Origin of the sequence: Dyadobacter jiangsuensis (assembly GCF_003014695.1) — a bacterium.
Classification (GTDB): Bacteria; Bacteroidota; Bacteroidia; order Cytophagales; family Spirosomataceae; genus Dyadobacter; species Dyadobacter jiangsuensis.
The window spans coordinates 338256-361271 of the sequence record NZ_PYAS01000009.1; the positions used below are offsets into that span (position 1 = coordinate 338256).

A 23016-nucleotide genomic window follows, 5' to 3' on the forward strand; every position below is an offset into this window, starting at 1 on the left:
GCTTGGGCTATTTGAGTTTTCTCAGATAATAATCTTCCCCTTTTTCACTCAAAAACATGCGGTGGTACAGGGTAGTGTCGGAGCCGAGACGGATATCGGTCGGCAATGCACGGATCTTGCTGGTGTCGTTCACCACCTTGCGCGCATAGAACAGGTAATCGGCGTCTTTCGGGATTGGGCGCAGGCCCTCCTCGAACGGATTGATGGAAATCAGCTTCCGTGTGAGATCCTTGCCGTAAAGCGGGTATTCGAAATCGCTGTTCACCGTTGCGAGTGCCACAGTAGCATTCTCTGGCACTATGGAATCGAAACGGACGTAAGCCTTGGTAATGTCAGGTCTTGCGAAGGTCTGGTAAGGGATGCGATCCATCGTCAACGCCGATTCCATCCCGTATGACGGCAAGGGAAGGCAGCGGATGTTCAAATAAACAGCCATAATGCCCGAAATACAGGCAAGCCCTACAACCAGCATAATGTAGCCTTTCCATACATTCCTGCGTGGCTTGATGATCGACAAGCGGTGGTGGGAGAAAAGAAGCAGGAGGAAAAGCACTCCGAAAAGCCCTGCTTCCATGAAATACCGGCCTTTGAACGGATCATAAGCTGCCGAATAGGAAATAGTAGCCAGGTTGAGGCAGAATGCAATCACGAGGAAAAAATGCACCCGCGATCTGAAAACCCGTATCAACACCAGGAACATGAGCGGGAGGATCAATGCAAATCCAAACACGCCCCAGTACGGGTTCGCATTGTAATAGTAAAAACCGCGCTGAAAAGAGAATGGTACAATGGTGAAATCCTGCTCTTCATCTAGGCGCATTTTCAGTTTATCTTCCAACAACACCAGCGGTTTACGGATGGCGGTATTGAGATCGTAACCCCATTGTGCATTACGAATGCCGTCGAGGTTGCAGAAATCATAGGTATACCGGATCACATTCCGGCTGCCCTGCTCAAAAAGGTTGGCCGCGCCGCCCGCCCGCTCGTACGACTGATGGTAACGTGCCGTAGGAGGGCCGATAGGATGCCCGAAAACCTGGATATTGCGGATGTAACCCGTAGGAATGGTGTAAATCAACGCGAAAAAAGCGATCGCGAGCCCGAGCCTAAGCGTCCTTTCGAAGAATACCTTGAAGCTGGGCGCCAGGAAAACGGTGTAGATCATGATCACGAACACCGACGGCATGAGCAATGCAAATGTTGCTTTGTGGCCGGTCACGATCGCGAATGTGATCCCTGCGAGATACAGGTAGCGGTTGTCGCGGCTGGTGTAAAAGGTAAACAGGAAATACAGAAGGCAGCTCAGGTAGGCCGTCAGTATAATGTCGGTCTCCGTCGTAACCGCCTGCATGAGAAAGTCCAGGAAAAGGCTGTATGCCAGGGCGCAGAAGAAGCTGGCCGACAAGTTCCGCCCGATCCTTTGAGCAATGCCAAAAACGGACACCAGCGTGACGTAATAGGCCATCTGGTGAATGAGTTTGAATGCATTCTCAATATCCCCGCTGATCAGGTACGAATAAATGTGGATCGTGGTCAGGCTTTTCGGATAGGTATCCATGTTCCAGTTGGCGCCCCCGAAATGTTCCATCGTGCCCCGCTGAATATAGCGAATCGCGCGATTGAGGTGCCCGGTCATACTGTCCCATTCGTTCGGGGCAGTGAATAACACGAGTACCAGGTTGGTGATCCCGATAATGGCCAATGTGAGGAACAGCGCACCAAAAATAACTTTCAGGTACACAGAAAGTTCGCGCGACCAAAGCCGGAAAGTGCCCAGTCGGTTAGCGATCAGCCCGCGAATGGAATAAGGTGTTTGCTGGGGTACAAGCCTTGTCCAGAGCAGATATTGCAATGCAAGGACGATGTAGGTGCCGCCGATCCACGCGAGGACATTCGCCGTGAGGTCGAGTGCCGACAAAACGAAGCCGGTAGGGATTATGCTACCGACAAAAAGGATGAAGAAGGTAATAATCAGCTCCGTGAGCGAAGGTTGAGCAATTTTTTTTGCAACAAAGCTGATACCGTATAAAAACAGGAAAAAAGTTAGCCAATAAAAAATGACCATGCGATTATGGTGATAAATGACCGTTGATAATGCGGGAAATCCTTTCGATATCTTCGTAAGGAAGCCCTACATATAATGGCAAACTTAACACTCTTGCCGCGATATCCTCGGAAACAGGGCAGGCAATTTGCCTTGGCATGAAGGAAAGGGTGTTAAGCGACGGGTAAAAATATCTCCTCGGAATGATTTCTTCCACTCTCAATGCATCCATTACCTTGAACATAATTGCTTCCGAAGGAAACACCACAGGGTAATAAGCATAGTTATATTCAATGTCGGCGCTCAATGTCGGTTTAAACAAAATATCCCAGTTGAGCAGGCTGTCGTAAGCCGCGAAAACTTCCTTGCGCGCCTGGATGATCGCAGGTACCTGCGGGAGGTTCACCAGACCCATTGCCGCATGGAATTCGGAGTTCTTGCCGTTGATTCCCGCGAATTCGTAATGCTCGTCGCCCTGGTGGCCGAATGCACGCAGCAAATGCAGCTTGCGGTCGAGTTCCGGGTGGTTGGAGATCAATGCTCCGCCTTCGATGGTATGGAAAACTTTCGTGGCGTGGAAGCTGCAAGTGCTCAGGTCGCCGTACGAAAGGAGTGATTTTCCTTTATAGGTTACGCCGAATGCATGCGCGGCGTCGTAAATAACTTTCAGGTTATGTTTTTGGGCAATGGCCTCGATCGCTTCGATATCACAGGGGTTACCGTATACGTGCGTCGCGAGGATGGCCGACGTTGCCGGTGTAATGGCCGCCTCGATCAATTCGGGATTGATGTTGAATGTCGCGCGATCGATGTCTACAAAAACCGGCGTGCAGTTTTCCCACAGAATTGCATTGGACGTAGCTACATATGAGAATGGCGTCGTAATGATCTCGCCTTTCAGTTCCAGCGCCTTGATCGCTATTTGCAGAACGATCGTTCCATTACCGCAGAAGTAAAGATGATCGACTTTCAGGTATTCTTTAAGCTGTCCTTCGAGCTGTTGTAAAAGTGGGCCGTTGTTGGTCAGATAACCACGTTCCCAGATTCCACGGACATATTGCAGGTATTCTTCCTGGTCAGGTAGAAAGGTTTTAGTGACGTTAATCATTCACTACGTGTTCAGATTGGCGAATGGAAAAATTGAGTTGAGGGCGAATATATCCTGGCCATTTGCCATACCAGGTCACATTTTCACGGTAATCCTCAATGTCAAAAACGAGGGCTTCTTCCATATTATAAAGCACGGTGCTCGTGTCTTTCACGATCATCATCGAAACCACGTAAGAGCCGTCGTTCAGGAAGTTACCGGGGATTTCACAAGTCCCGCTCACCAGTCCTTTGCCAAAGTTCTCGGCCTGTGTACCTACATTGAAAATACATTCACCGGTGAATGTGTACAGGTGCATGCTCAGGTTCAATGAAGCGCCTTCTACCAGGTTCCAGAACTCGAACTGGAAGTTGATCGGTGTACGGACGTCGATGTGGTTCAGATCGTCCTGATATTCCGGGAAAAGTTTGAAACTCTTTACGCGCACCTGGTCGTTTCCGGGCGCGGAGTCGATATTATCCCAGTGTTTTTCCAGCGATTTGTGCGAAACCTTGCTGAGATAATTGGTCACAATGTGCGTTGTGTCACCCTGGTCTATCAACCGGCCTTTCTCAAAATAAAACGACTTATTGCAAAGTGCCTGAATGGCGGTAAGGTTATGGCTCACGAAAAGCAGCGTGCGGCCGCTTTCCGAAACATCGCGCATTTTACCGAGACATTTCTTCTGAAACTCGGTGTCACCTACGGCGAGTACCTCGTCCACAATCAGGATTTCCGGGTTAAGGTGCGCCGCAATTGCGAAACCGAGGCGGACGTACATCCCCGAAGAATATCTTTTAACGGGAGTATCCAGGAATTTTTCAACTCCCGCAAAATCAACGATTGCATCAAACGACTCGCGAATTTCAGCCTTCGACATGCCGAGAATAGCACCGTTAAGGAAAATATTCTCGCGTCCTGTCAATTCAGGGTGGAAGCCGGTACCTACCTCCAGCAAGCTGGCAATGCGGCCGTCGATCTTGATCTGGCCGGTGGTAGGTTCGGTAATGCGGCTCATGATTTTCAGCAGCGTCGATTTTCCGGCGCCATTGTGGCCTACAATACCAATGCGATCTCCTTGATCAATACTAAAATTTACATCCTGCAACGCCCAGAACTCCTCTTTCTCGGCGAAACCGTTCTTTTCCGGCTTGCGGAACCATTTGTCAACCGTATCGGAAACAATGTCACGCAGGCCGGACGACCCGTTTTTACGCTGATGGTCGATGATATATTTTTTGCTGATATTTTCAGCTACAATTACAGACATGCCCAAGAGTAGTTATTTCAGATATGGTCTACGAAAGTATTCTCTTTTTTGCGGAAATAGATCAGCGAAATAACCAAAATGATCGATGATGTAATAACCGTTGAATACAAACTCTGCGGGTTGAAATAGGATTTGCTTCCCAAAAGACACCAGCGGAAACCGTCGATGATCCCAACAAGCGGGTTCAGGTTATAGTATTTCTCATACCAGGTGCCTTTCACGAGGCTACTGGGATAAGCCACTGGGCATACATACATGCCCACCTGTACCATGAAGGGAATCAACTGTCCGATGTCCCGGAAGCGTACATTCAGCACAGCAAAAAACAGACCGAAGCCCATTGATGTAATAAATGTAAGCAAAATGAAGCAAGGAAGAAATATGATCTGCCAGCTGATGGGCGTTTGGAAGAATGCCGTAACCAGCAAATAAATACCGAATGTGATCAGAAAATCTACAAAACCAACGGCTACCGAGCTCAACGGCATAAGCAACCGAGGGAAATATACTTTCGAAACCAGGTTATGGTTGATCAGGATACTGTTGCTGATCTGCGTGAAAGTGTTGGCAAAGAACGTCCAGATCGTAAGGCCCCCAAGGACCATAAGCGGGTACGGAATGCCGGGATCCGCTTTGATTTTAGCTACATAGCTGTAAACAAATACCATGACAGTCATTGTCATGAGCGGGCGCAGTACGCTCCACGCAACACCCAGGAGTGTTTGTTTATAGCGAACGGAAAGATCTCTTTTAGAAAGAATCCAGAGTAATTGCTTGTTGAGCCATAGGTCCTTCCAATAATCCTTTTCAGACCCGCCGGCTTTGATTGTAATAGAGTGTTGAGTTGCCATAATTACGCCGTTACTGCCTCCTTACGCACGATTGTGGTGGTAGGTGTGGAAAACACTGTTCTGAAATAAACAAAGATCAGTGCGATCATCAAACCTGCCAATGCCCCGATTTTGGCATTGCGCTTATCTTCATATTTCACATCCAGAGGTACTTTGATACCTTCGATTTCTGTGAACAGAGGGGCTTCCTTCACGAGGGAAACACGCATTTTTTCCGCGTTGGCCATTGCCTCGTAATACAGCTGTTGCAGGAACGATGATTTTCTTTCCATGCTGGTCGCCGATACTTTGGCTTCCGGCATCATGATTTGGGCGCTGTAATCGAGCTGTTTCGCCAGTTTATGTTCTGCAATACCCAATACCGCCGCCAAAGAGTCGGCGCGGCTTTGAAGCAGGCGGAGCGTCTTACGCGTTTTCTGCGTCTGGTTTTCAGTATACATTTCTTCCACCGTTTCCAGCAGGGTAGTTACCCACATACCCGCGAGGTGCTCGTTCTCCATCTTGGTAGAAATCTGCGTAAACGACGACTTGCGATCCAGGGATGCAATCTCGGTTGCCTCAGCCGCACGCTTCACGATGGTGTTGAGGTTGATACGGGAATTGAGGTCCATTTTCTTTACATCATTAGATGTGAAATGGAACTTCTGCAAATCGGGGTAATCAGCCCAGTCGGAAGTTTTGATACCGCTGGAATCGATATAGAAATTGGCTAGAAGCTGCTTTTTTCCGTTGATTTCAACTTCCTTCATCAAATTCCGCTCCAATACCGGGCGGGATTTCACAAAGTAAAAGAAGTTCTCTCCGGTGAAGATATTTGCATCCGGTTGAGCACCGAGACCGAGCAGACCCGCTACGTCACCGAAGCCGGAGCTCGCACCTGCGGCGCCGAGGTTGAACACCACGGTTGCTTCATAGGTCGGGGGCTTGTTCTGGTAAGTATCCATGGCATACCCGATACCGAAACCTACGGCTGGCAGGAGCAAAAGCCATTGCCAGTTACGGATCAATGCATTTTTGACTACCAATATTTTCTCGACGACTTCCTTTGGAGATAACTCGTCGTCCGGGATTTGTTGTGTGGTCGCTGTCGCCATAGTTATTTAAGTGAACGGAATGCCAATACTGTTACAATCAATCCCATAATTGAGCTCAACAGGGTTGTAGCTGTTTGAATGCTTTGCTGCGTATTCAGAGCCGGAGCGTTTCTTGTCGGAACGAAAATCTCTGATCCAGGCTGTACTTTCGGGTACACATTGAAGAACAGGAATCTTCTGGTACGATCGATATTGCCATTAGGGTATTTGATGTAGGAGCTTTTTCTAAGCGATTGTACCGTGAAACCTCCCGATTGTGAAATGTAATCCGAGAAGTTCATCCCTTTACCATACTTCACAGTGGTAGGGTAAAGTACCGAGCCTGTCACCTGAACAGTTTCCAGACGTTTCGGAATGCGGATAATATCACCTTCCTGCACCACGAGGTCCTCGAATGAACCAGGGTTTTTCAGGATGTTTTTCAGCACAATACCGATTTTCTCCTCTTTTACATTCGGCAGGTCACCAGTCAGCGTTCCTTGCTTGATTTGCTTCTCTGTTTGCTGAACTTCCGTGTAATCCACCGGCTCGTCAAGGTTTTTCACGATCGTACGGCGCAAAAGCGTGGCTCCTTCGGGGTAAGCAAGCTCTGTCAGACCACCCGCTCTTTTGATAATGTCGCTGATCTTGTCGTTTTTGTTCACGATCGTGTAAGGACCTGTTACCAGCACTTCGCCTTCTACGAAAACTGTTTGCTGCTCCACATAGTTAGGCGATTTGCGAACGATTACCTGGTCGAATGGGAACAATACAAAATTGGTCGCTTTGGAATTCAGGGAGAGGTCGCGGTTTACATTGAACTTATAGACCTCGGAAATCTGTGCATTCGCTGCACCAGCCACCGAATTTCTTTTCCTTCTGACAACCTCAATCTCCGATGTATAAGCAGATTCTTTCAAACCGCCCGCTTGCACGAGCACGTCTTCGAGCGTCATATCGGCAGTGTATGGGAATTTGCCCTCATTCTCGCCGATTTTGGTATTATTTACTTCTCCTTCTACGCTCACAAATGCCGTTTCGGCCATTTCGAATCTCGATGGGACGATTACTTCGTCCAGGCGCGTCAGTACCAGATCCGGTGTAGTGCCGTTGAGCACGTCGGTATAGTTAAGTGGAATGGTCTGTATGGTCAGGTCTTCGCGGGTGCGGAGTACATTGATGCGGCCTACGAAAGCATCTTCACGCATTCCCTGTGCATTTTCGATCAGTGCTTTCAGGGTAGGGCTGTTGTCGAGCGAATACTCGCCGGGACGCATCACAGCACCTTGAACCGTCACAATGTTTTCGAAACGGTCCAGTACAGTTTCAACATTAATAGAATCGCCGGTGGCCATTTCGAAAGAGTCATACTGGCTTTCCGGTACGTCGAGGATTTTGCGCTCCTTGGAAGTAATACGTTGTACTTTCAGTCGTGCGCGGTAAGCCTTGTCGCTGAAACCACCCGAATAACGGAGCACGTCGCCCAGTTTTTCTTCCGGCGTCAACTCATAAATCCCAGGGCGTTTCACCATACCCGCGATTTCCGTGCGTTTCAGGTAGTAGCCAACCACCACGTTGTCGTTTTCCTGAACGCGGATATCGCCATCGATTTTCCCGTTTACGAGGTAGTCGTAAATGTCCAGTTTCGATACAACCTTGCCCTGGCGAACAACGCGCACTTCACGGAAAGATCCAATTTCATTAGGACCGCCGGCCTGGTATAATGCATTGAATGCGGAGGACAGCGAGGACACTGTATAGGTCCCGGGATTGACCACTTCACCCGTCACAAAAACTTTTACAGAACGAACTTCTCCGAGCGTAACCATCAGTTTGGTACGGGCTCCTTCGCCACCTGTACCGATCATTCCCGGTACGAATTTGGCAAACTTGTCGATCAGGATTTTCTTGATTTCTTCGATCGTACGCCCCGCTACCATCACATTCCCAACGCGGGGAATGCTGATGAAGCCGTCTTTGTTGACAATGGTTTCGTAGGTACTTTCGGCGTAGTTATAAAGGTATATTTTCAACTCGTCACCTGGGCCAACGACGTAGGTTGTGGGTGTAACGATTTGTAAATCAGGGATTAGTCCGAGATTTTTATCTGCAAAAATCGAATATCCGTAGATTTTCTGACGAAACGCTTCTTTCGCCTGCTCTTCGGGAGTCAGCTTGGTACTGGTGCTGGTATTGACTTTGCTCTGGTCTCCGCCTTCGGGATTCTGGGCGTTCTGGTTTGCGGCGTTCTTACCTTTGTCGCCACCCTGCCCGTCGTTCCCCTGCTGCGGGTTACCCGACTGCTGGTTGCCTCCCTGCTGATTTCCGCCTTGCTGCGTGGTGCCTTGCGGATTGCCGGCCCCGGATTGTGTGTTACCTCCCGTAGTGCCTCTCGCACCCGACTGCGTGTTGCCCTGGGCGCCGGTAGACGTCGGGGCAGTTCCGGAAGGGGCTGTTGGGGCAGTAACCTGTGAGAAAGCGGGTAACGAAATGATTAAACTCAGGAAATAGGGAAGTACAGATTTATAACTTTTAGCCAACCTGGATCTGTTCATAAGAAGAATTATTGTACTATTGAAAGTCTGAAAATTCATTAAAACTATGTATAAGACTAGTATTTTTGAATTTGGGATTCGAGTACACGCAATATTGTGGTAGTGTATATCATGGCAAAGTAAATTAGATTTTTCCTATTTTTAAAGAATTTCTATTAATCGGGGTCCCTTGCCGGGAAGCCCCGCAAAGTTATAACAGGGTAACGACAAAAGATTCAAAATATTAAAATACCGCATCCAAAAGCGATAATACTCCTAAAAGAATAGTTATAAATATGGAAAGTACAAATGTTCAGTACGACGAGAGCAGTATCCGGTCGCTTGACTGGAAAGAACATATCCGCCTCAGGCCCGGGATGTACATTGGAAAGCTCGGCGACGGCTCGTCGGTGGACGATGGAATCTACGTGCTCGTGAAGGAAGTGGTGGATAACTCGATCGACGAACACATGATGGGCAACGGGAAAACGATCGAGATTAAAATTTCCGAACACCGTGTGGAAGTGCGCGATTACGGCCGCGGTATTCCGCTGGGTAAAGTCGTGGACTGCGTTTCGAAGATCAATACCGGTGGTAAATACGATTCGGGCGCATTCCAGAAATCGGTGGGGCTGAATGGCGTGGGTACCAAGGCGGTAAACGCGCTTTCGAGCCATTTTAAGGTGCAGTCGTTCCGGGATGGCAAGACCAAAAGCGCGGAGTTTAACCAGGGAGCACTTTTGAATGAATCGCCGGAGGGCACTACCAGCCAGCGCAACGGAACCCATGTGGCGTTTGAGCCGGACGGTACTATTTTCAAGAATTTCCGGTATATCCCGCAATACCTGGATAATATGATCTGGAACTACTGCTATCTCAACGCGGGGCTCACGATCAATTTCAACGGGCAGAAATACTTTTCGCAGAACGGCCTGCTTGACCTTCTGAAGAGCAAATCCGACGCAGAAACACTCCGTTATCCGATCATCCATTTGAAGGGCGAGGATATTGAATTGGCGATGACTCATGGTAACCAATATGGTGAAGAATACTACTCTTTTGTGAATGGTCAGTATACGACACAAGGAGGTACCCATCTCGCTGCATTCAGGGAAGCAGTTGTTAAAGCCGTACGTGAACATTTTGGTAAAGATTACGCGCCGGAGGACATTCGTTCGTCGATTATCGGGGCCATTGCGATCCGCGTGCAGGAGCCGGTTTTTGAATCTCAAACCAAAACGAAGCTCGGTTCCAATACTATTACGCCTGATCCAAACAGTACGACGGTAAGGACATTTGTAAATGATTTCGTGAAGGAAAGGCTGGACAACTTCCTGCACATGAACCCCGAATCGCGCGATGCACTGAAAAAGCGCATCGAGCAATCGGAGCGGGAGCGGAAAGAACTGGCCGGCATTAAGAAACTCGCCAACGACCGCGCGAAAAAGGCCAATTTGCATAACAAAAAACTCCGCGACTGTCGCCTGCACCTGACCGACCAGAAAAGCGAGCAGCGTTACGAAACGACCCTTTTCATTACCGAGGGCGACTCGGCGAGTGGTTCGATCACCAAATCACGGGATATTCAGACCCAGGCCGTATTCAGTTTGCGCGGCAAGCCTTTGAACTCATTCGGGCTTACGAAGAAGATTGTTTACGAAAATGAGGAGTTTAATCTGCTCCAACATGCATTGGATGTGGAGAATGGTGTGGAAAACCTGCGCTTCAACCGCATTATCATCGCTACGGACGCCGATGTGGATGGGATGCACATCCGGTTGCTGCTGATGACCTTCTTCCTGCAATTTTTCCCGGATCTGGTCAGGAACGGACACTTGTTTGTGCTCGAAACGCCATTGTTCCGTGTCCGCAACAAGAAAGAAACTATTTACTGTTACAGCGAGGAAGAAAAGCAGGCGGCTATCGACAAGCTGGGAAACAAGCCGGAAATCACCCGTTTCAAGGGGCTGGGAGAGATTTCCCCGGAAGAATTCGGCAAGTTTATTGGCGAGGATATGCGGGTAGAACCGGTGATCCTGCAAAAGGAGACATCCATTCAAAAACTGCTGAGTTATTTTATGGGTAAGAATACGCCTGAGAGACAGCGGTTTATCATCGATAATCTCAAAGTAGAGAAGAATGTCGAAGAGCTTGCACTCGCGGGCTAGGCCTGGCGTGCATTATCTTTGGCGTGGTCAAGTAATATCGGGCCGGGAAGTTCTTTATTCAAAAGTGTAAACGCACCTCCCGGTTTGATCAACCTATTTAAAGTGTTTTTGTGGAATTACAGGATTTAAGAAACAGGATCGATGGGCTGGACGATCAGCTGCTGAGCATTTTGAACGAGCGCATGGAGCTTGTCAAAAAGGTAGGCGAGCTGAAACGCTCTTCCCAGTCGATTATCTACCGCCCCGAAAGAGAGAAACAAATCCTCGACAGGCTGGCGAAACATAACAACGGCTTACTCACGCGTCAGGCGATCGACGCCATTTTCTTCGAAATATTCGCAGTATCGCGCAACCTCGAACTGCCCGAGCGGGTATCTTACCTTGGGCCCGAAGGAAGTTTTACGCATCAGGCGGCCGAAGGTCGTTTTGGTGCTATGAGCGAATATTTGGTATTGCCAACGATCCATTCGGTGTTCGAAAGCGTGGAAACCGGGCGTGCCAAGTTCGGAGTAGTGCCTATCGAGAATAACCAGGAGGGGATCGTGGTCGAAACAGCAGATTTTCTGCGGGAAAAGAACCTGTCGATTGTGGCTGAAATGCTCCTGAAAGTGCATTTTACATTCGCGTCGCAGTCCGACAACCTGAAATCAATCAAAAGGATTTATTCGAAAGACATTGCATTCCGGCAATGCGGGAAATTTATCGGGGAGTATCTCGAAGGAATGGGCATCGAGCTGATCGCAGTCGACTCTACTTCCAAAGCGGCCAAACTAGCATCCGAGGAACCCGACGCGGCGGCGATATGCTCATCGATTTCGGCCCGGCTTTTCGGTGTACCTATTCTTTTCGACAATATCGAAGACAGCGATCAGAACCAGACGCGCTTCCTGATCCTGGCGAAGGATTTTACGAATATGAGAAGTGCCGACGATAAAACGACAATCATCGCCAACCTCCCGAATACCAACCGCCCGGGCGTGTTGTACGAGTTCTTGAAAGACTTCAACGACCGCGGCATTAACCTGACCAAGATCGAAAGCCGGCCGTTACGCGGTGAGGCGTCGTTCCGGGCGTGGTTCCTGGTGGAATTCCTCGGGCATATGGACGATCCGCAGGTGCAGGAGATTATGCACAAGTACGGGACGCATTTGAAATGGCTCGGAAGCTACGTAAGGGTTGCATAATATACGTAAGGGTTGCATAATATATGTGTATTTAAAAGCAGAAAGCTCGCTTCATCGGCGAGCTTTCTGCTTTTATCACGTATTTCAAAATCATTTCTTCAAAGTTCCGCGGTACAGCGAAGGCCAGTTGCCATATAATTCTATTTCGGCTTCGGTACCATCCGGCAACCGCACTTTCATCTTCCGTTGGGCCGAAGGCTGTTGGAACGAATCGACGCCTAACACGACAATCTGGTTACCTTTCACGATCGACGTAACGAACGGCTGCTTGCCATCGATAGCCAGCAACGCCTGTTCCTTTCTAGGCTGAACCCATTGGCCGTTCAGTTGAAATGCCAGGTCCTGATTCTGCCCGCCCACAATCACATCCTCGACCTGCTTGGCCATCCAGTTGCCCAATGCATAATATTCGGTAGGGAAATCCCAGTAAGGAGCCGCGGTTCGGCCGGAAGTGTTGCGGCCGACTTCACTTTCAGGTGTTTTTCCATCGGCTGCGTACCATTCGTAACCCCAGCCCCACATATCTTTCGATAATTTATAGGCATTAGGGTTTTTCGCGCTGGGGGCGCCGTCGTGCCAGAGGTAGTAGCCATCAAAAAGGATCAATGAGAACAGCGAGAAACTCAACGCCTGACTGGCGGGCATCATTTCGAGCTGGTTCATGATAAGCTCGCCTTTCGGGTCGGTAAGCTGGTAGTTCCAGGGAACGATGGGGTCTTTGTACAAAGGCATATACCGGTTCCAGCCGTAGAAAATGAATTTGTTGTTTTTCTGATAGGGCAGGAGCTTATTGATGCGCAGCGAGTGAATCGCCGAGAGCAATACGAAATTGTTGGGCGAATTACCCGCATTATCGATCGCAAACATCGGTTTAGGATACACATCGATCGGGACGGTATTGAATATGTCCCGGAAGCTGTCGCCGTTGGGCAGCGGATCGAAATTCGGATTGTTGGCTTTCGGCTCGCTGTATTCTTTAATGAAATCTTTCGGGTTAGCCCCGCCGACGGTATTGATATGCGGATTGGTGTACGCCCCGCCACCCCAGTAATCCATCAAATGCATATTCGGGTGATTCTTTTTAACCACCTTCGAAAACCATATCAGCCGTTGAATGACTTCTTTGGGATAATGCTGGTTCCAGAACTCAAAATCGTAGGCATACACTCCGAACCCAGGTACGCCTGCCAGCGCTTCCACCTGTTCTTTGGAAAGGCCCGCAAACCATTTTTCGTCCTTATCACCAAAATAATTGGGCGTGGCCGTATAATGCAGCTTTTCCGCAGGGTAGTCTTTTTCGGTGTTGGACAAATACCCGATGCCTCTTTTGTAATAGTTATCGGAAGGCACGTAGTTATTCAGCCGGTATTGCATTACCAGTTTGCCTTTGATGGGCTCAAATTCCGGAAATTTAGTATCGAAATCGACATTAATGGTACGCGAAGGAGAGAACCAGTCGGGAATGCCGATGCGCGTTAAAGCGTTGGCGGTTGTCTGATCGGATTTACCGGCAATGTAGATATTCTGCTGGCGGACACTTCGGTTTTTGGCGGCATTCCACCAGTCGTTGTAAGGAGCGTCGATCCACCTGGCGGTTACCGAGTACAAATACCCCGGTTTTACTTCAATACCATTTTCGAGACCTTGTACCACAATGCCGTCGATCATCACCACTTTCGTGCGGCTGTCGTTATAATTGGCAAAGTCGCGGAGGTACAGTTTGCCATCCTTGCGGATTGGCCGTACATCGAGCCAGTTGTCTTTGCTTCCCTGCCGGATCCATTCCTTTAGATCCACCACCTCATTGGCCGCGGCAGCTTCGAAGTTGAATGCGGCGGTTGTCTGGCAGCCCTGCTGGCCGAGGCTCGAAACATGGATTTGCGCTTCACCGCCTTTGACCTGCACATCAGCAATTGTGAGCCATGTGCCGTAGCGATGCGGCACGGCCTGGAAGGTTTGTGTTTGACCATTCTGTGTGATTTTTACGTCATAAGGCGCAAGCCCACCGGCATTGGCTGCAAGTTCGAACTGCATTTCGCGGCCAATCTGGCGGTACCGCCGGATGGTCAGGTCACACGCATGGGAGGCGGAATCGAGCGTGCGCGCCATAGCGAAACCTTCTGTAACCTGTACGTAAGTTTTGTGGCTGCTGGGACCAAAGCGGTTCCAGGCCCAGAGGCCGGAACCGATCAGGAATGCGAGAATGCCACTAAGCCAGATAAGCGATGTTTTGGTCAAAACCTTCCTTTTATGTGTCACGATGCGTTGTTTACCACCAACGATAGAATAGGCCTATCGAACCGCTCACGGATGATATGCCTTTGTCGATGTAGTCATATTTATAAGCCGTCGCATCATACTTGACACGCACGTCGAGGCCGACGTTACCGTCTTTTTTGAATAAAAATTTGGAGCCGGCCCCGATACCGTACTTGAAGCGTACTTTCTGGTCCTGCGACGACAATGTGCCGTAATAAACGGTATAATCCAAAATACTGGCACCGGCGCTGACCTGCACATATGGCTGCACCTGCGCGTTGCGCGGCAGGAAGTGGTAGTTGGCAAACAATTCTACCGGGTATTGCGAAACGGTGCGTGTTTGTACTGCTGAAATCGTCCCTTCCGAACCTTCGTACAGTGCGCGCGGAACGCGTTTTTCAAAATAAGTTGAACCGATTTCTCCTCCTATCGAAACAGGCGAGTTTCTTAAAACCCATTCAATAGAGATCGAGGCGTTCTGGAATGAAGACTTGTCGATATAGTTGTCTTTAAAAGAACCCATAGGCACGGCTACCGTATAGCGCGCGGTAGCCAGGTAATAGGTGTAGCGTTCAAACGGGGAGGCAATGGTATATATCTTGGGTTTTTCCTGTGCCAAAGCAGGCAGTACACTTCCCAGAAAAAGGGCAATAATGATGATGCGTTTCATTTGTTACTTGATTTTAAGATAACCGGATTGGCCGAAAATGGAATCCGCCATTTTGTCTACGAGTTTCTGGTCGCCGATGGCCGCACCGCGGATTTGCGCTTCCCAGATCGCATTGAAAGTCTTGCCGGAAGGTGTCGTTTGCGGATTCTTAAAATCGAGCATCGAGATCACCCAGGAACTTTCACTGGTTTCATAGTAGCTGTAATAGCTCGGGTAACCGTATCCGTAGCCGCCCCAGTAGCCGCCATAATAGGAGGATAGCGGTTGGTAAACATTCAGGTAAGTATTGGTAATCCACGACACGTTGATACCTACGTCCGGATTTTCCTTGCGGCCCACGTGTTTGTAACCCATTGCTTCCATATTGGTGATCAGGCGTTGCAGCATGGCGCGGTCGATGTCGTCCAGAGAAGTGCCGGCGCGGGTATTCTCGACGATCAGCACCGAATCCACAATGCTGAATGTCTTATACTGCGTGAAATTGGCGGATTGATCGTGATTTGTTATGTATACCAACGACTCCTCATTGGAAAGGTCGCTGATCGGGTCTTTCGAACACGACATCAACCCAAGGCCGACGATCAGTAAGAGGAAAGAGGCTTTCTTGAACATTTGAGTTGCATTTTAAAATTTGTTAAATAAACGAAAGTTTTGAGTCGATTAGTTTAGAGTCCATGAGTCCGGCGTTCATAAGACAGAGCGTTTCGATTCTTTGAGCTTTAAACTTATCCACTCATAAACCTTGACCGCATCGTTCGCGGATTGGTTGGAACGTTATGCTTTCCCGCAGATGCTCAGGAGAGTATGGAAGCCGGCAAAATGTCTCTTTAATATTGAAAACACATTTGGAGAATCTTCGTCCGAATCCCCGTAAATTTGCAGCTGTTTAATCTAATCATATGGAAGCAAAAGAAGAGATTTTAAGAATCATAGATGTACTCAACGACACCTACGAAAGCGAAGAGGCATGGTATGGGCCGTCGGTAGTAGAGGCATTGCGCGACGTTACCCCGAAAATCGCGGAGGCGCGCCTGAGCAGCAACACGCACTCGATCGCGGAAATCGTGTACCACATGACCACCTGGCGCATTTTCGCCGTTCGCAAGTTGCAGGGCGACGCTGAGTTTGATATCAAGACGCAGGATAAGGACTGGAAGAAATTCCCGGTTGTGGATGAATTTGAATGGGAGGCGATCCAGATGGAGCTGAGCCTTTCACAGGAAGAGCTTATTTCGGAACTCGAAAAGATCGAGGACGACAGCTTCCTGGAAGAATTCGTGCCGGGCCGTGATTACTCCTACTATACATTGATTCACGGTGTGATCCAGCATGACGTTTACCACGCAGGGCAGATCGGACTCATTAAAAAAGCAGCGAAAGCCATGCGTCTGGAAGAGGATGATGATTACGGCGCTTACGGCGACCGTTCGGATTACGACAATTCCGCAGATTATTACTGATACTTACATGAAATTTTGTAAAAATAGGCAACTACCTATTGTTTATAATTTAAATTTTATATTTTGCATTATAATGGAACGTGGGATGTTGAGAAATGCCAACGTTCTAATGGTGTGGATATAGACAAAAAGGCTGTCCGATATTTCGGGCAGCCTTTTTTTAAGCAAAAATCTGTGCAACATTTGGCACTTTAAACCGCTGGATCATTCTATGAAAATACTAATCGTTGAAGACGAACCGAAACTCGCAGGTTTTCTCAAAAGAGGCCTCGAAGAACAATCGTGGGAAGTGGAACTGGCTTACGACGGACAAGTCGGTAAGAAAATGGCTTCCAACTACCGTTTCGACGTGATCATTCTGGATGTAAACCTGCCGTTGCTCAACGGTTACGACCTCGCCAAGCAGCTCCGCGCCGACGGTCTCACGACCCCCATCCTGTTTCTGACGGCATTGGGTACGATCGATGACAAACTCGATGGTTTCGAAGCCGGTGGCGACGATTATTTGGTAAAACCGTTCGAATTCCGGGAATTGATTGCGCGGATCAAGGTACTCTCGCAACGCAACAGCGCCCGCGAGCAATCCAGCCAGGTACTGACCCTCGCGGATCTCGAACTGAACCTCGACGAAAAAGTGGCCCGACGCGGCGGAAACCGCATTGATCTCACCGCCAAGGAATTTGCATTGCTCGAATACCTCATGCGCAACCGCGGGCGCGTGGTCTCGCGCGTGGACATTGCCGAGCAGGTATGGGACATCCGCTTCGATACCGGTACGAATGTGATCGACGTATATATCAATTTTCTCCGCAAAAAGGTCGATAAGGATTATCCTACCAAGCTGATTCACACGGTGGTTGGCATGGGCTACATTTTCAAGGAAGAATGAATATCAAATCGCGCCTGACGTTGCTGTTTACCTTGCTGGTAGGCTCCATTATGGCGCTGTTTTGTCTCGCTATTTACTTTTTCTACGACCAATACCGCGAAACGCAATTCTATTCCTTCCTGAATGAGCGCGGCCAGACGATCGCCCAGCTCGTGGAAGCGAGCCACGGCATCAGCAAAGCGGACATTGAAAAGATCGAGAAGGAGAACAAAACCATCCTGCTCGACGAGGAAATCACGATTTACGATGGTTCCGATTCGGTCATATTCGTGAGCGGCAAAGAGCATTTCAGGCTATCGAAACCGATGCTCACCGAGGCGCGGGCCGGGAAGGAGATCCATACGAAACATCAGAAGAAGGAGGTAGTCATCATCCGGCATATTTTGCAGGATCACCGGAAGCCGTGGGTTGTGGCCGTAATCGCGAATGATTACCTGGGTATGAACCAGCTCAACCGCCTGCGTGAAATCCTGCTGATCGGCTGGCTGTTATCTATGGTCCTTGTGGGCGTCGCAGGTTGGCAGTTTTCCAATGACGCGATCAAACCCGTGGCGGACATTATCGACCAGGTGAACAACATCTCCGCCGGTAACCTGCATGAAAAAGTGCGGGTAGGGCGGGAAAAGGATGAGCTAGCATTGCTGGCGGAGACATTCAACCAGATGCTTACCCGGCTGGAAATCGCATTCGTGGCGCAGAAAAACTTCGTCTCACATGCCTCGCACGAGCTGCGCACACCCCTCGCACTCATTATGAGCGAGGCAGAATTAAGTTTGATGAAAGAACGCTCACCGGCCGATTACCAGGATGCATTAAAAGGCATTTGGTCCGAGGCGAAGGAAATGAACGAGCTGGTAAGCCGCCTGCTCGAACTGGCGCGGACGGAGGAGAATGCATTCAGGGTAACATTTTCGAAGATCCGGATCGACGAGGTGCTTTGGCAGGCGAAAGGTTCGGTGCAGCAGAAGAATCCGGGCTATCAGGTGCATATTCATTATGATAAGATCCCGGAGGATGAGGAGCAATTGAAGCGTTTCGGCGACGAAAGCCTGCTCAGGACGGCATTCCTGAACCTGATGGACAACGCCTGCAAGTATTCGCCGGATAAAACCTGCAACGTCTTTCTGGAAATCAAAAACCGGCTGATCATTATCTATTTCCGCGACATGGGTATTGGCATCGCGCGGGAAGAATTGCCTTATATTTTCGATACCTTCTACCGGAGCCAATCCACGATCAGCAAAGCAGGTTATGGCATTGGCCTTGCGCTCACCAAACGCATTATCAATATGCAGGGCGCGACCATCGAGGTGGAGTCCGCATTGGGCTCCGGCACGACCTTCATTTTGAAATTCCCGCCTTTTTAATTCCTTTTTAATTCAGCGTTAATGCCTCTTTAACAACGGAAAAGCTCTTTTGTAGTGTAAATCGCACGTTCTGATTTACGGCACGCCGTCAGGCATTTTCAGTAGCTTTCACCCGTCGGAATTCTCCTTTTTTGCAGGCCGTTATTTCCCTTTTTTTAAACCAAGCGGCACCTGTGACAATGGGGGAACGAACGGATCAAAATATCAAAGAAAAACTGTATTGAGTTAAATTGAGTTAGGTGAGTAGTAAGAAAAGACTGGCCTTCGGATCTTCCGGAGGCCAATTTTTATATACCCGTTTCGGATATTTTGAACTTCGTCTGCGTAGTCTCCTCCACGCGGCTTGCCGGGAGCGCCTCGGGATGCTCGTTCACGATAAATTCGATCATTTTCTCGCGTACGAGGCACCTTAAATCGAAAGTCTCGCTGGAATTACGTGCCGACATCAGCGCGCGTACCACCATCAGTTGTCCCTGTGTGTCCGTCACCTGTAATGCCCATGCGCGGCCGTCCCAAAGTGGTGTAGCTTCCAGGATTTCTTTCAGTTTTGTGCGGAGCTTGTCAACGGGCGTGTGGTAATTGAGATAGAAGAATGCAGCGCCTGTCAATGCGCTTTCGTTGCGTGTCCAGTTCTGGAAGGGCGTTTCGATGAAATAGGTGATGGGCAGTACAATGCGCCGTAAATCCCAGATATTCACCACCACGTAAGTCAGGTTGATTTCCTCAATGCGGCCCCATTCGCCTTCCACAATCACCACGTCGTCGATCTTGATCGGCTGCGTGAATGCGATCTGAATCCCCGCCATCAGGTTCGCCAGCGACTTTTGGGCTGCGAAACCGATGATTACCGAGGCAATACCGGCCGATGTAAGGATCCCGACGCCATATTGCCGCACGCTGTCGAAGCTGAGCAATAATATCGAAACGCCGATAGTCACGACCATAATCACCACAATGCGTTTGATGAATTTGATCTTGGTAAAAAGCCGGCGTGCGTTGTTATTATCGGGCGTGTTGAAGTCGAGTTTGGAGATCAGGATCTTTTCTACGATGATCACGATCCGGGCCATAAGCCATGTGGTAATGCCAATGAGCGCGGTTTTGCTCAATGCGAAAACCCAGTCGTATTGCGGATTGGAGTACGAGTAAGTCTTGGCGGCCGCCGTAATCAGTACAATTGGCACAAAGAAATGCAGCACACTGGTGAGATTTTCACGGACAGCGCGCACCACCGTCCAGTCCTTCCTCGAAGCCGTTATTTTGATCAGGCTGATGACGATAATGCTGATGACCAATCCAATGGCGCCGGCGAGCAACAGCAACAGCCAGGGGGAATTCCGGTAGTTAATCAGGTCGGTTAAATCCATTCACGGTTCAGATATCGTTGAGACGGGCCACGATCATACCCGTATGTTTCGGCACGGAAGCCACATATTCGGCCAGGGGGACGTTCGTCATGATCACCTTTTTGCCCGTCAGCGACGCGTGGATCAGGTAAGCACGGCTGCCCACCTTCGATATGACGCCCATATGGTTCACATCCAGCCCTTCCACCGACGACGTGAACGCGACGATATCGCCATCGTGCAGCATTGGTTCGGCTTTCTGAATGGCGCTTTTGGGAATGTAACTGTGCTCCCTGGAATTGATCACCGCCTCCTGTTCTTTCAATTTTTCATACACCTCACTGGCAGCCAGCGACGGGTACAAATTGGCGTGGGTAGTCATGAAATTGATTTCCTTATTGAAAGGGACACCGCCCACTTTGGAAGTAATGTCTTCGAGGCGGCCGCGTTTCTGGTTTTCGTACATCCAGTCGAGGATGTAATGCAGCCGCGAAGGATAACCGTCGATCACGCCGTCGCGGTAACGAAGGCGGGTAAGCTCATTTTTATATTCGTCAAAAGTCGAATTTTCAGTTTTAGCAACGGCCAGCGCGATCACGCTCTCTACCAAAGTTGTACAATCCAGCCCGTCGAACTTGCATACCAGCCGTTCGGTAGGGTTCCCTTCCAGACTTCCGGCGACGTAAGGCGTGCCCAGGAACGACTCGCTCATACGCAGGACCTGCGTGCCGATATCCGGACTGGCGGGCAGCTCCATTTTCTGCACGAAGGTCTTTTGCAGGCCGGCCTGCCCAAAAGAAGCAACAGAACCCAGCAACAAAATGGAAAGGACTACAAATCGGATCATACTTGAATTTCTTTAAAACCAGGGTACGTTAACGACAAAAAACTTGCCAGAATAAAATAGTCAAAAATTCGTGAACAATGTAAAATTAATGATCAAAAGCCCCTTTTGCAACGGCAAACGGGCCGTTAACCGGCTTACTTCGGCACGATTTCGAAAGCATATGCCGAAATCGGGGGGAGTTCCAGGTGAACGCCGGTAGAAGTAATATCGGCAGTGCGCAACTGTACCTGAGGTACTTCGAGCGGAAACACGGGTTTTAACTTGTATTCGCCGGTATTGCCTAGTTTGAGCACGTCCGTCCAGACTTCCTGAGGCACTTTAACCAGCGTTTCTACAGTGTGGGAAGAATGAAAATTGTATACAAACAGCATTTTTTGATCGTCGGTATGCCGTAAATAGCTGAAAATGATGTTGCCGTCGTAGTTGAACGATTGTCCGTTCGCATTTACATATTGCAAATCGTAGAACCCGCCCGCATATATCGCCTCGTTTTTAAGCACAAATGCATTCAGATTGCCATAAAACTGACGCAGCGTCTTTTGCTCGGTAGTGAGCAGCGCTTCATTGAATTGGCCGCCATTGACCCATTGCTGGAATTCCGGCACGCCCCAGTAATCGAAGATGGTCGTGCGGCCGTCCTCTCCCTGGAAACCCTCCTGCTGGGTAGGGTCCACGCCGAGTTCCTGACCGAAATACACCATCAGTGGGCCGGTATGCAGCGTGGCACTCAGCACCATGGCCGGCAACGCGGTCCATGGATTTCCCGCAAAATACCGGGAGGCGATGCGCTGTTCGTCGTGATTTTCGAGAAAGCGGAGCATGTGCTCGCTGAAATCACCCGACTCGTGCTGCCAGATACGTGTGATATCCGAGGCGCTTCCGTACCCCTCGATCATCCGTCGAAGCGAGTTGTACAGCCCAACTTTGTCATACAGATAATCGAATTTGCCGATATTGATGTAATTGCGGTATTCGAGCGGGTTATAGATCTCGGCAATGAAAATGATTGCAGGATTTTCCTTCTTTACTTCCGGGATCACCCAGCCCCAAAACTCGACGGGTACCATCTCCGCCATGTCGCAACGGAAACCGTCCACGCCTTTACGGGTCCAGTAAATGAGAATGTCGCGCATTTTGAGCCAGGTAGAAGGAATAGGATCAAAATGGGGCGATCGGCCGTCGAGGTAATCGACGCCGTAGTTGAGCTTGATAGTCTCGTACCAGTCGAATTGGCTGGGCTGAGCCTGAAAAACATCGTTACCCGTCGCTTTGGCAGGTCGCTCTTGGTACGGTGTTGTTACAGGCAATGGCGGCTTGTGGCCCTCAGGTACCACGAAATCGTGGTTAGGGATGTAGTAAAAGTTGTTGGAAGGGCTGAAAGCGACCGTATTGTCGTCGTCCTCACCGAAATCTTTGACACCTTCCGGCCGAACATCCGAATGGTACTGCCGCGCAACATGGTTGGGGATAAAATCGATAATTACTTTCAGTCCGTGCGTATGCGTGCGGGCAACGAGGCTTTCGAATTCCTGCATCCGGTTAGGCACGTCCACGGCGAGGTCGGGATCCACATCATAATAGTCCTTCACCGCATAAGGCGAACCGGCAATGCCTTTCACGATCAGCGGATGGTCGGGATTAATGCCGAATTGCGAATAATCGGTGAGGGTGGCATGTTCGAGCACGCCGGTATACCAGAGGTGGGTCACGCCGAAACCCTTCAATGCCGCCAGCGCGGTATCGTCGATGTCGTTGAACTTTCCGCACCCGTTCTCCTCGATCGTGCCGTAGACGTTGTTGGTCGTTTTCTGATTGCCGAAGAGGCGTGTAAATAGCTGGTATATAACGAATTTATCCTTGTTAACGGCGGACATCTTTTTCGGTTTTGAAAATGTTCGGGGATAGCCTGCTGCACGGTCCGGTGGGACTGGATAGCCCGTATTTCGGCCCTGGCGCAGCAAATTGCT

General features: G+C 49.5%; 17 protein-coding genes. 5 read left to right on the top strand and 12 right to left on the bottom strand.

Annotation, left to right across the window (positions count from 1 at the left end; genetic code table 11):
- Positions 1 to 7 precede the first annotated feature (7 nt).
- From CLV60_RS20095 to CLV60_RS20120, 6 genes are read right to left on the bottom strand one after another with little or no spacing between them, the layout of a single operon-like run.
- A complete protein-coding gene (locus CLV60_RS20095) occupies positions 8 to 2065 on the bottom strand; it encodes an ArnT family glycosyltransferase (RefSeq protein ID WP_106597146.1) in 2058 nt (685 codons plus the stop codon).
- 4 nt (positions 2066 to 2069) lie between these two features.
- The gene (locus CLV60_RS20100; RefSeq protein WP_106597147.1) at positions 2070 to 3152 is read right to left on the bottom strand and encodes a DegT/DnrJ/EryC1/StrS family aminotransferase; all 1083 of its coding nucleotides are present in this window, start codon (positions 3150 to 3152) and stop codon (positions 2070 to 2072) included.
- Positions 3145 to 4401, bottom strand: coding sequence for an ABC transporter ATP-binding protein (locus CLV60_RS20105; protein ID WP_106597148.1), 1257 nt, complete (start codon positions 4399 to 4401; stop codon positions 3145 to 3147). The genes CLV60_RS20100 and CLV60_RS20105 overlap by 8 nt, the downstream gene beginning before the upstream one ends.
- A 17-nt stretch (positions 4402 to 4418) precedes the next feature.
- Positions 4419 to 5252: an ABC transporter permease gene (locus tag CLV60_RS20110; RefSeq protein ID WP_106597149.1), complete on the bottom strand. Its 834-nt coding sequence runs from the start codon at positions 5250 to 5252 to the stop codon at positions 4419 to 4421.
- 2 nt (positions 5253 to 5254) lie between these two features.
- Entirely contained in the window at positions 5255 to 6346 is a 1092-nt protein-coding gene (locus CLV60_RS20115) for a GumC domain-containing protein (protein ID WP_106597150.1), read from the bottom strand.
- Between the two features lie 2 nt (positions 6347 to 6348).
- Positions 6349 to 8880: an SLBB domain-containing protein gene (locus CLV60_RS20120; RefSeq protein ID WP_106597151.1), complete on the bottom strand. Its 2532-nt coding sequence runs from the start codon at positions 8878 to 8880 to the stop codon at positions 6349 to 6351.
- A gap of 275 nt (positions 8881 to 9155) precedes the next feature.
- Between CLV60_RS20120 and CLV60_RS20125 the strand changes: the two genes are divergently transcribed.
- Together CLV60_RS20125 and pheA are read left to right on the top strand one after the other, a co-directional pair.
- Complete coding sequence (locus tag CLV60_RS20125; RefSeq protein WP_106597152.1) at positions 9156 to 11027, top strand: DNA topoisomerase IV subunit B; 1872 nt, start codon at positions 9156 to 9158, stop codon at positions 11025 to 11027.
- A 110-nt stretch (positions 11028 to 11137) separates the two neighbouring features.
- Entirely contained in the window at positions 11138 to 12211 is a 1074-nt protein-coding gene (pheA, locus tag CLV60_RS20130) for a prephenate dehydratase (protein ID WP_106597153.1), read from the top strand.
- Between the two features lie 90 nt (positions 12212 to 12301).
- Here pheA and CLV60_RS20135 read toward each other — a convergent pair whose 3' ends face one another.
- The 3 genes from CLV60_RS20135 to CLV60_RS20145 are packed head-to-tail and all read right to left on the bottom strand — an operon-like array spanning position 12302 to position 15752.
- Positions 12302 to 14470: a hypothetical protein gene (locus CLV60_RS20135; RefSeq protein ID WP_106597154.1), complete on the bottom strand. Its 2169-nt coding sequence runs from the start codon at positions 14468 to 14470 to the stop codon at positions 12302 to 12304.
- A gap of 10 nt (positions 14471 to 14480) precedes the next feature.
- Positions 14481 to 15140, bottom strand: a complete 660-nt coding sequence (locus tag CLV60_RS20140; protein ID WP_106597155.1) for a porin family protein — start codon at positions 15138 to 15140, stop codon at positions 14481 to 14483.
- Between the two features lie 3 nt (positions 15141 to 15143).
- On the bottom strand, positions 15144 to 15752 hold the full coding sequence (locus CLV60_RS20145) for a DUF4136 domain-containing protein (RefSeq protein ID WP_106597156.1): 609 nt from the start codon (positions 15750 to 15752) through the stop codon (positions 15144 to 15146).
- Between the two features lie 287 nt (positions 15753 to 16039).
- On the opposite strand from CLV60_RS20145, the gene CLV60_RS20150 reads away from it, so the two are divergent.
- From CLV60_RS20150 to CLV60_RS20160, 3 genes are all read left to right on the top strand, one after another.
- Entirely contained in the window at positions 16040 to 16600 is a 561-nt protein-coding gene (locus CLV60_RS20150; RefSeq protein WP_106597157.1) for a DinB family protein, read from the top strand.
- A gap of 211 nt (positions 16601 to 16811) precedes the next feature.
- Entirely contained in the window at positions 16812 to 17489 is a 678-nt protein-coding gene (locus CLV60_RS20155) for a response regulator (protein WP_090156860.1), read from the top strand.
- Positions 17486 to 18856, top strand: coding sequence for a HAMP domain-containing sensor histidine kinase (locus CLV60_RS20160; protein ID WP_106597158.1), 1371 nt, complete (start codon positions 17486 to 17488; stop codon positions 18854 to 18856). Before CLV60_RS20155 ends, CLV60_RS20160 begins: the two co-directional genes overlap by 4 nt.
- Positions 18857 to 19143: 287 nt before the next feature.
- On the opposite strand, the gene CLV60_RS20165 is transcribed toward CLV60_RS20160, so the two are convergent.
- From CLV60_RS20165 to CLV60_RS20175, 3 genes are all read right to left on the bottom strand, one after another.
- Entirely contained in the window at positions 19144 to 20223 is a 1080-nt protein-coding gene (locus CLV60_RS20165) for a mechanosensitive ion channel family protein (RefSeq protein ID WP_106597159.1), read from the bottom strand.
- Between the two features lie 7 nt (positions 20224 to 20230).
- The gene (locus CLV60_RS20170) at positions 20231 to 21049 is read right to left on the bottom strand and encodes an N-acetylmuramoyl-L-alanine amidase-like domain-containing protein (protein WP_106597160.1); all 819 of its coding nucleotides are present in this window, start codon (positions 21047 to 21049) and stop codon (positions 20231 to 20233) included.
- 134 nt (positions 21050 to 21183) lie between these two features.
- Positions 21184 to 22923: an alpha-amylase family glycosyl hydrolase gene (locus CLV60_RS20175; RefSeq protein ID WP_106597161.1), complete on the bottom strand. Its 1740-nt coding sequence runs from the start codon at positions 22921 to 22923 to the stop codon at positions 21184 to 21186.
- Positions 22924 to 23016: the final 93 nt, after the last annotated feature.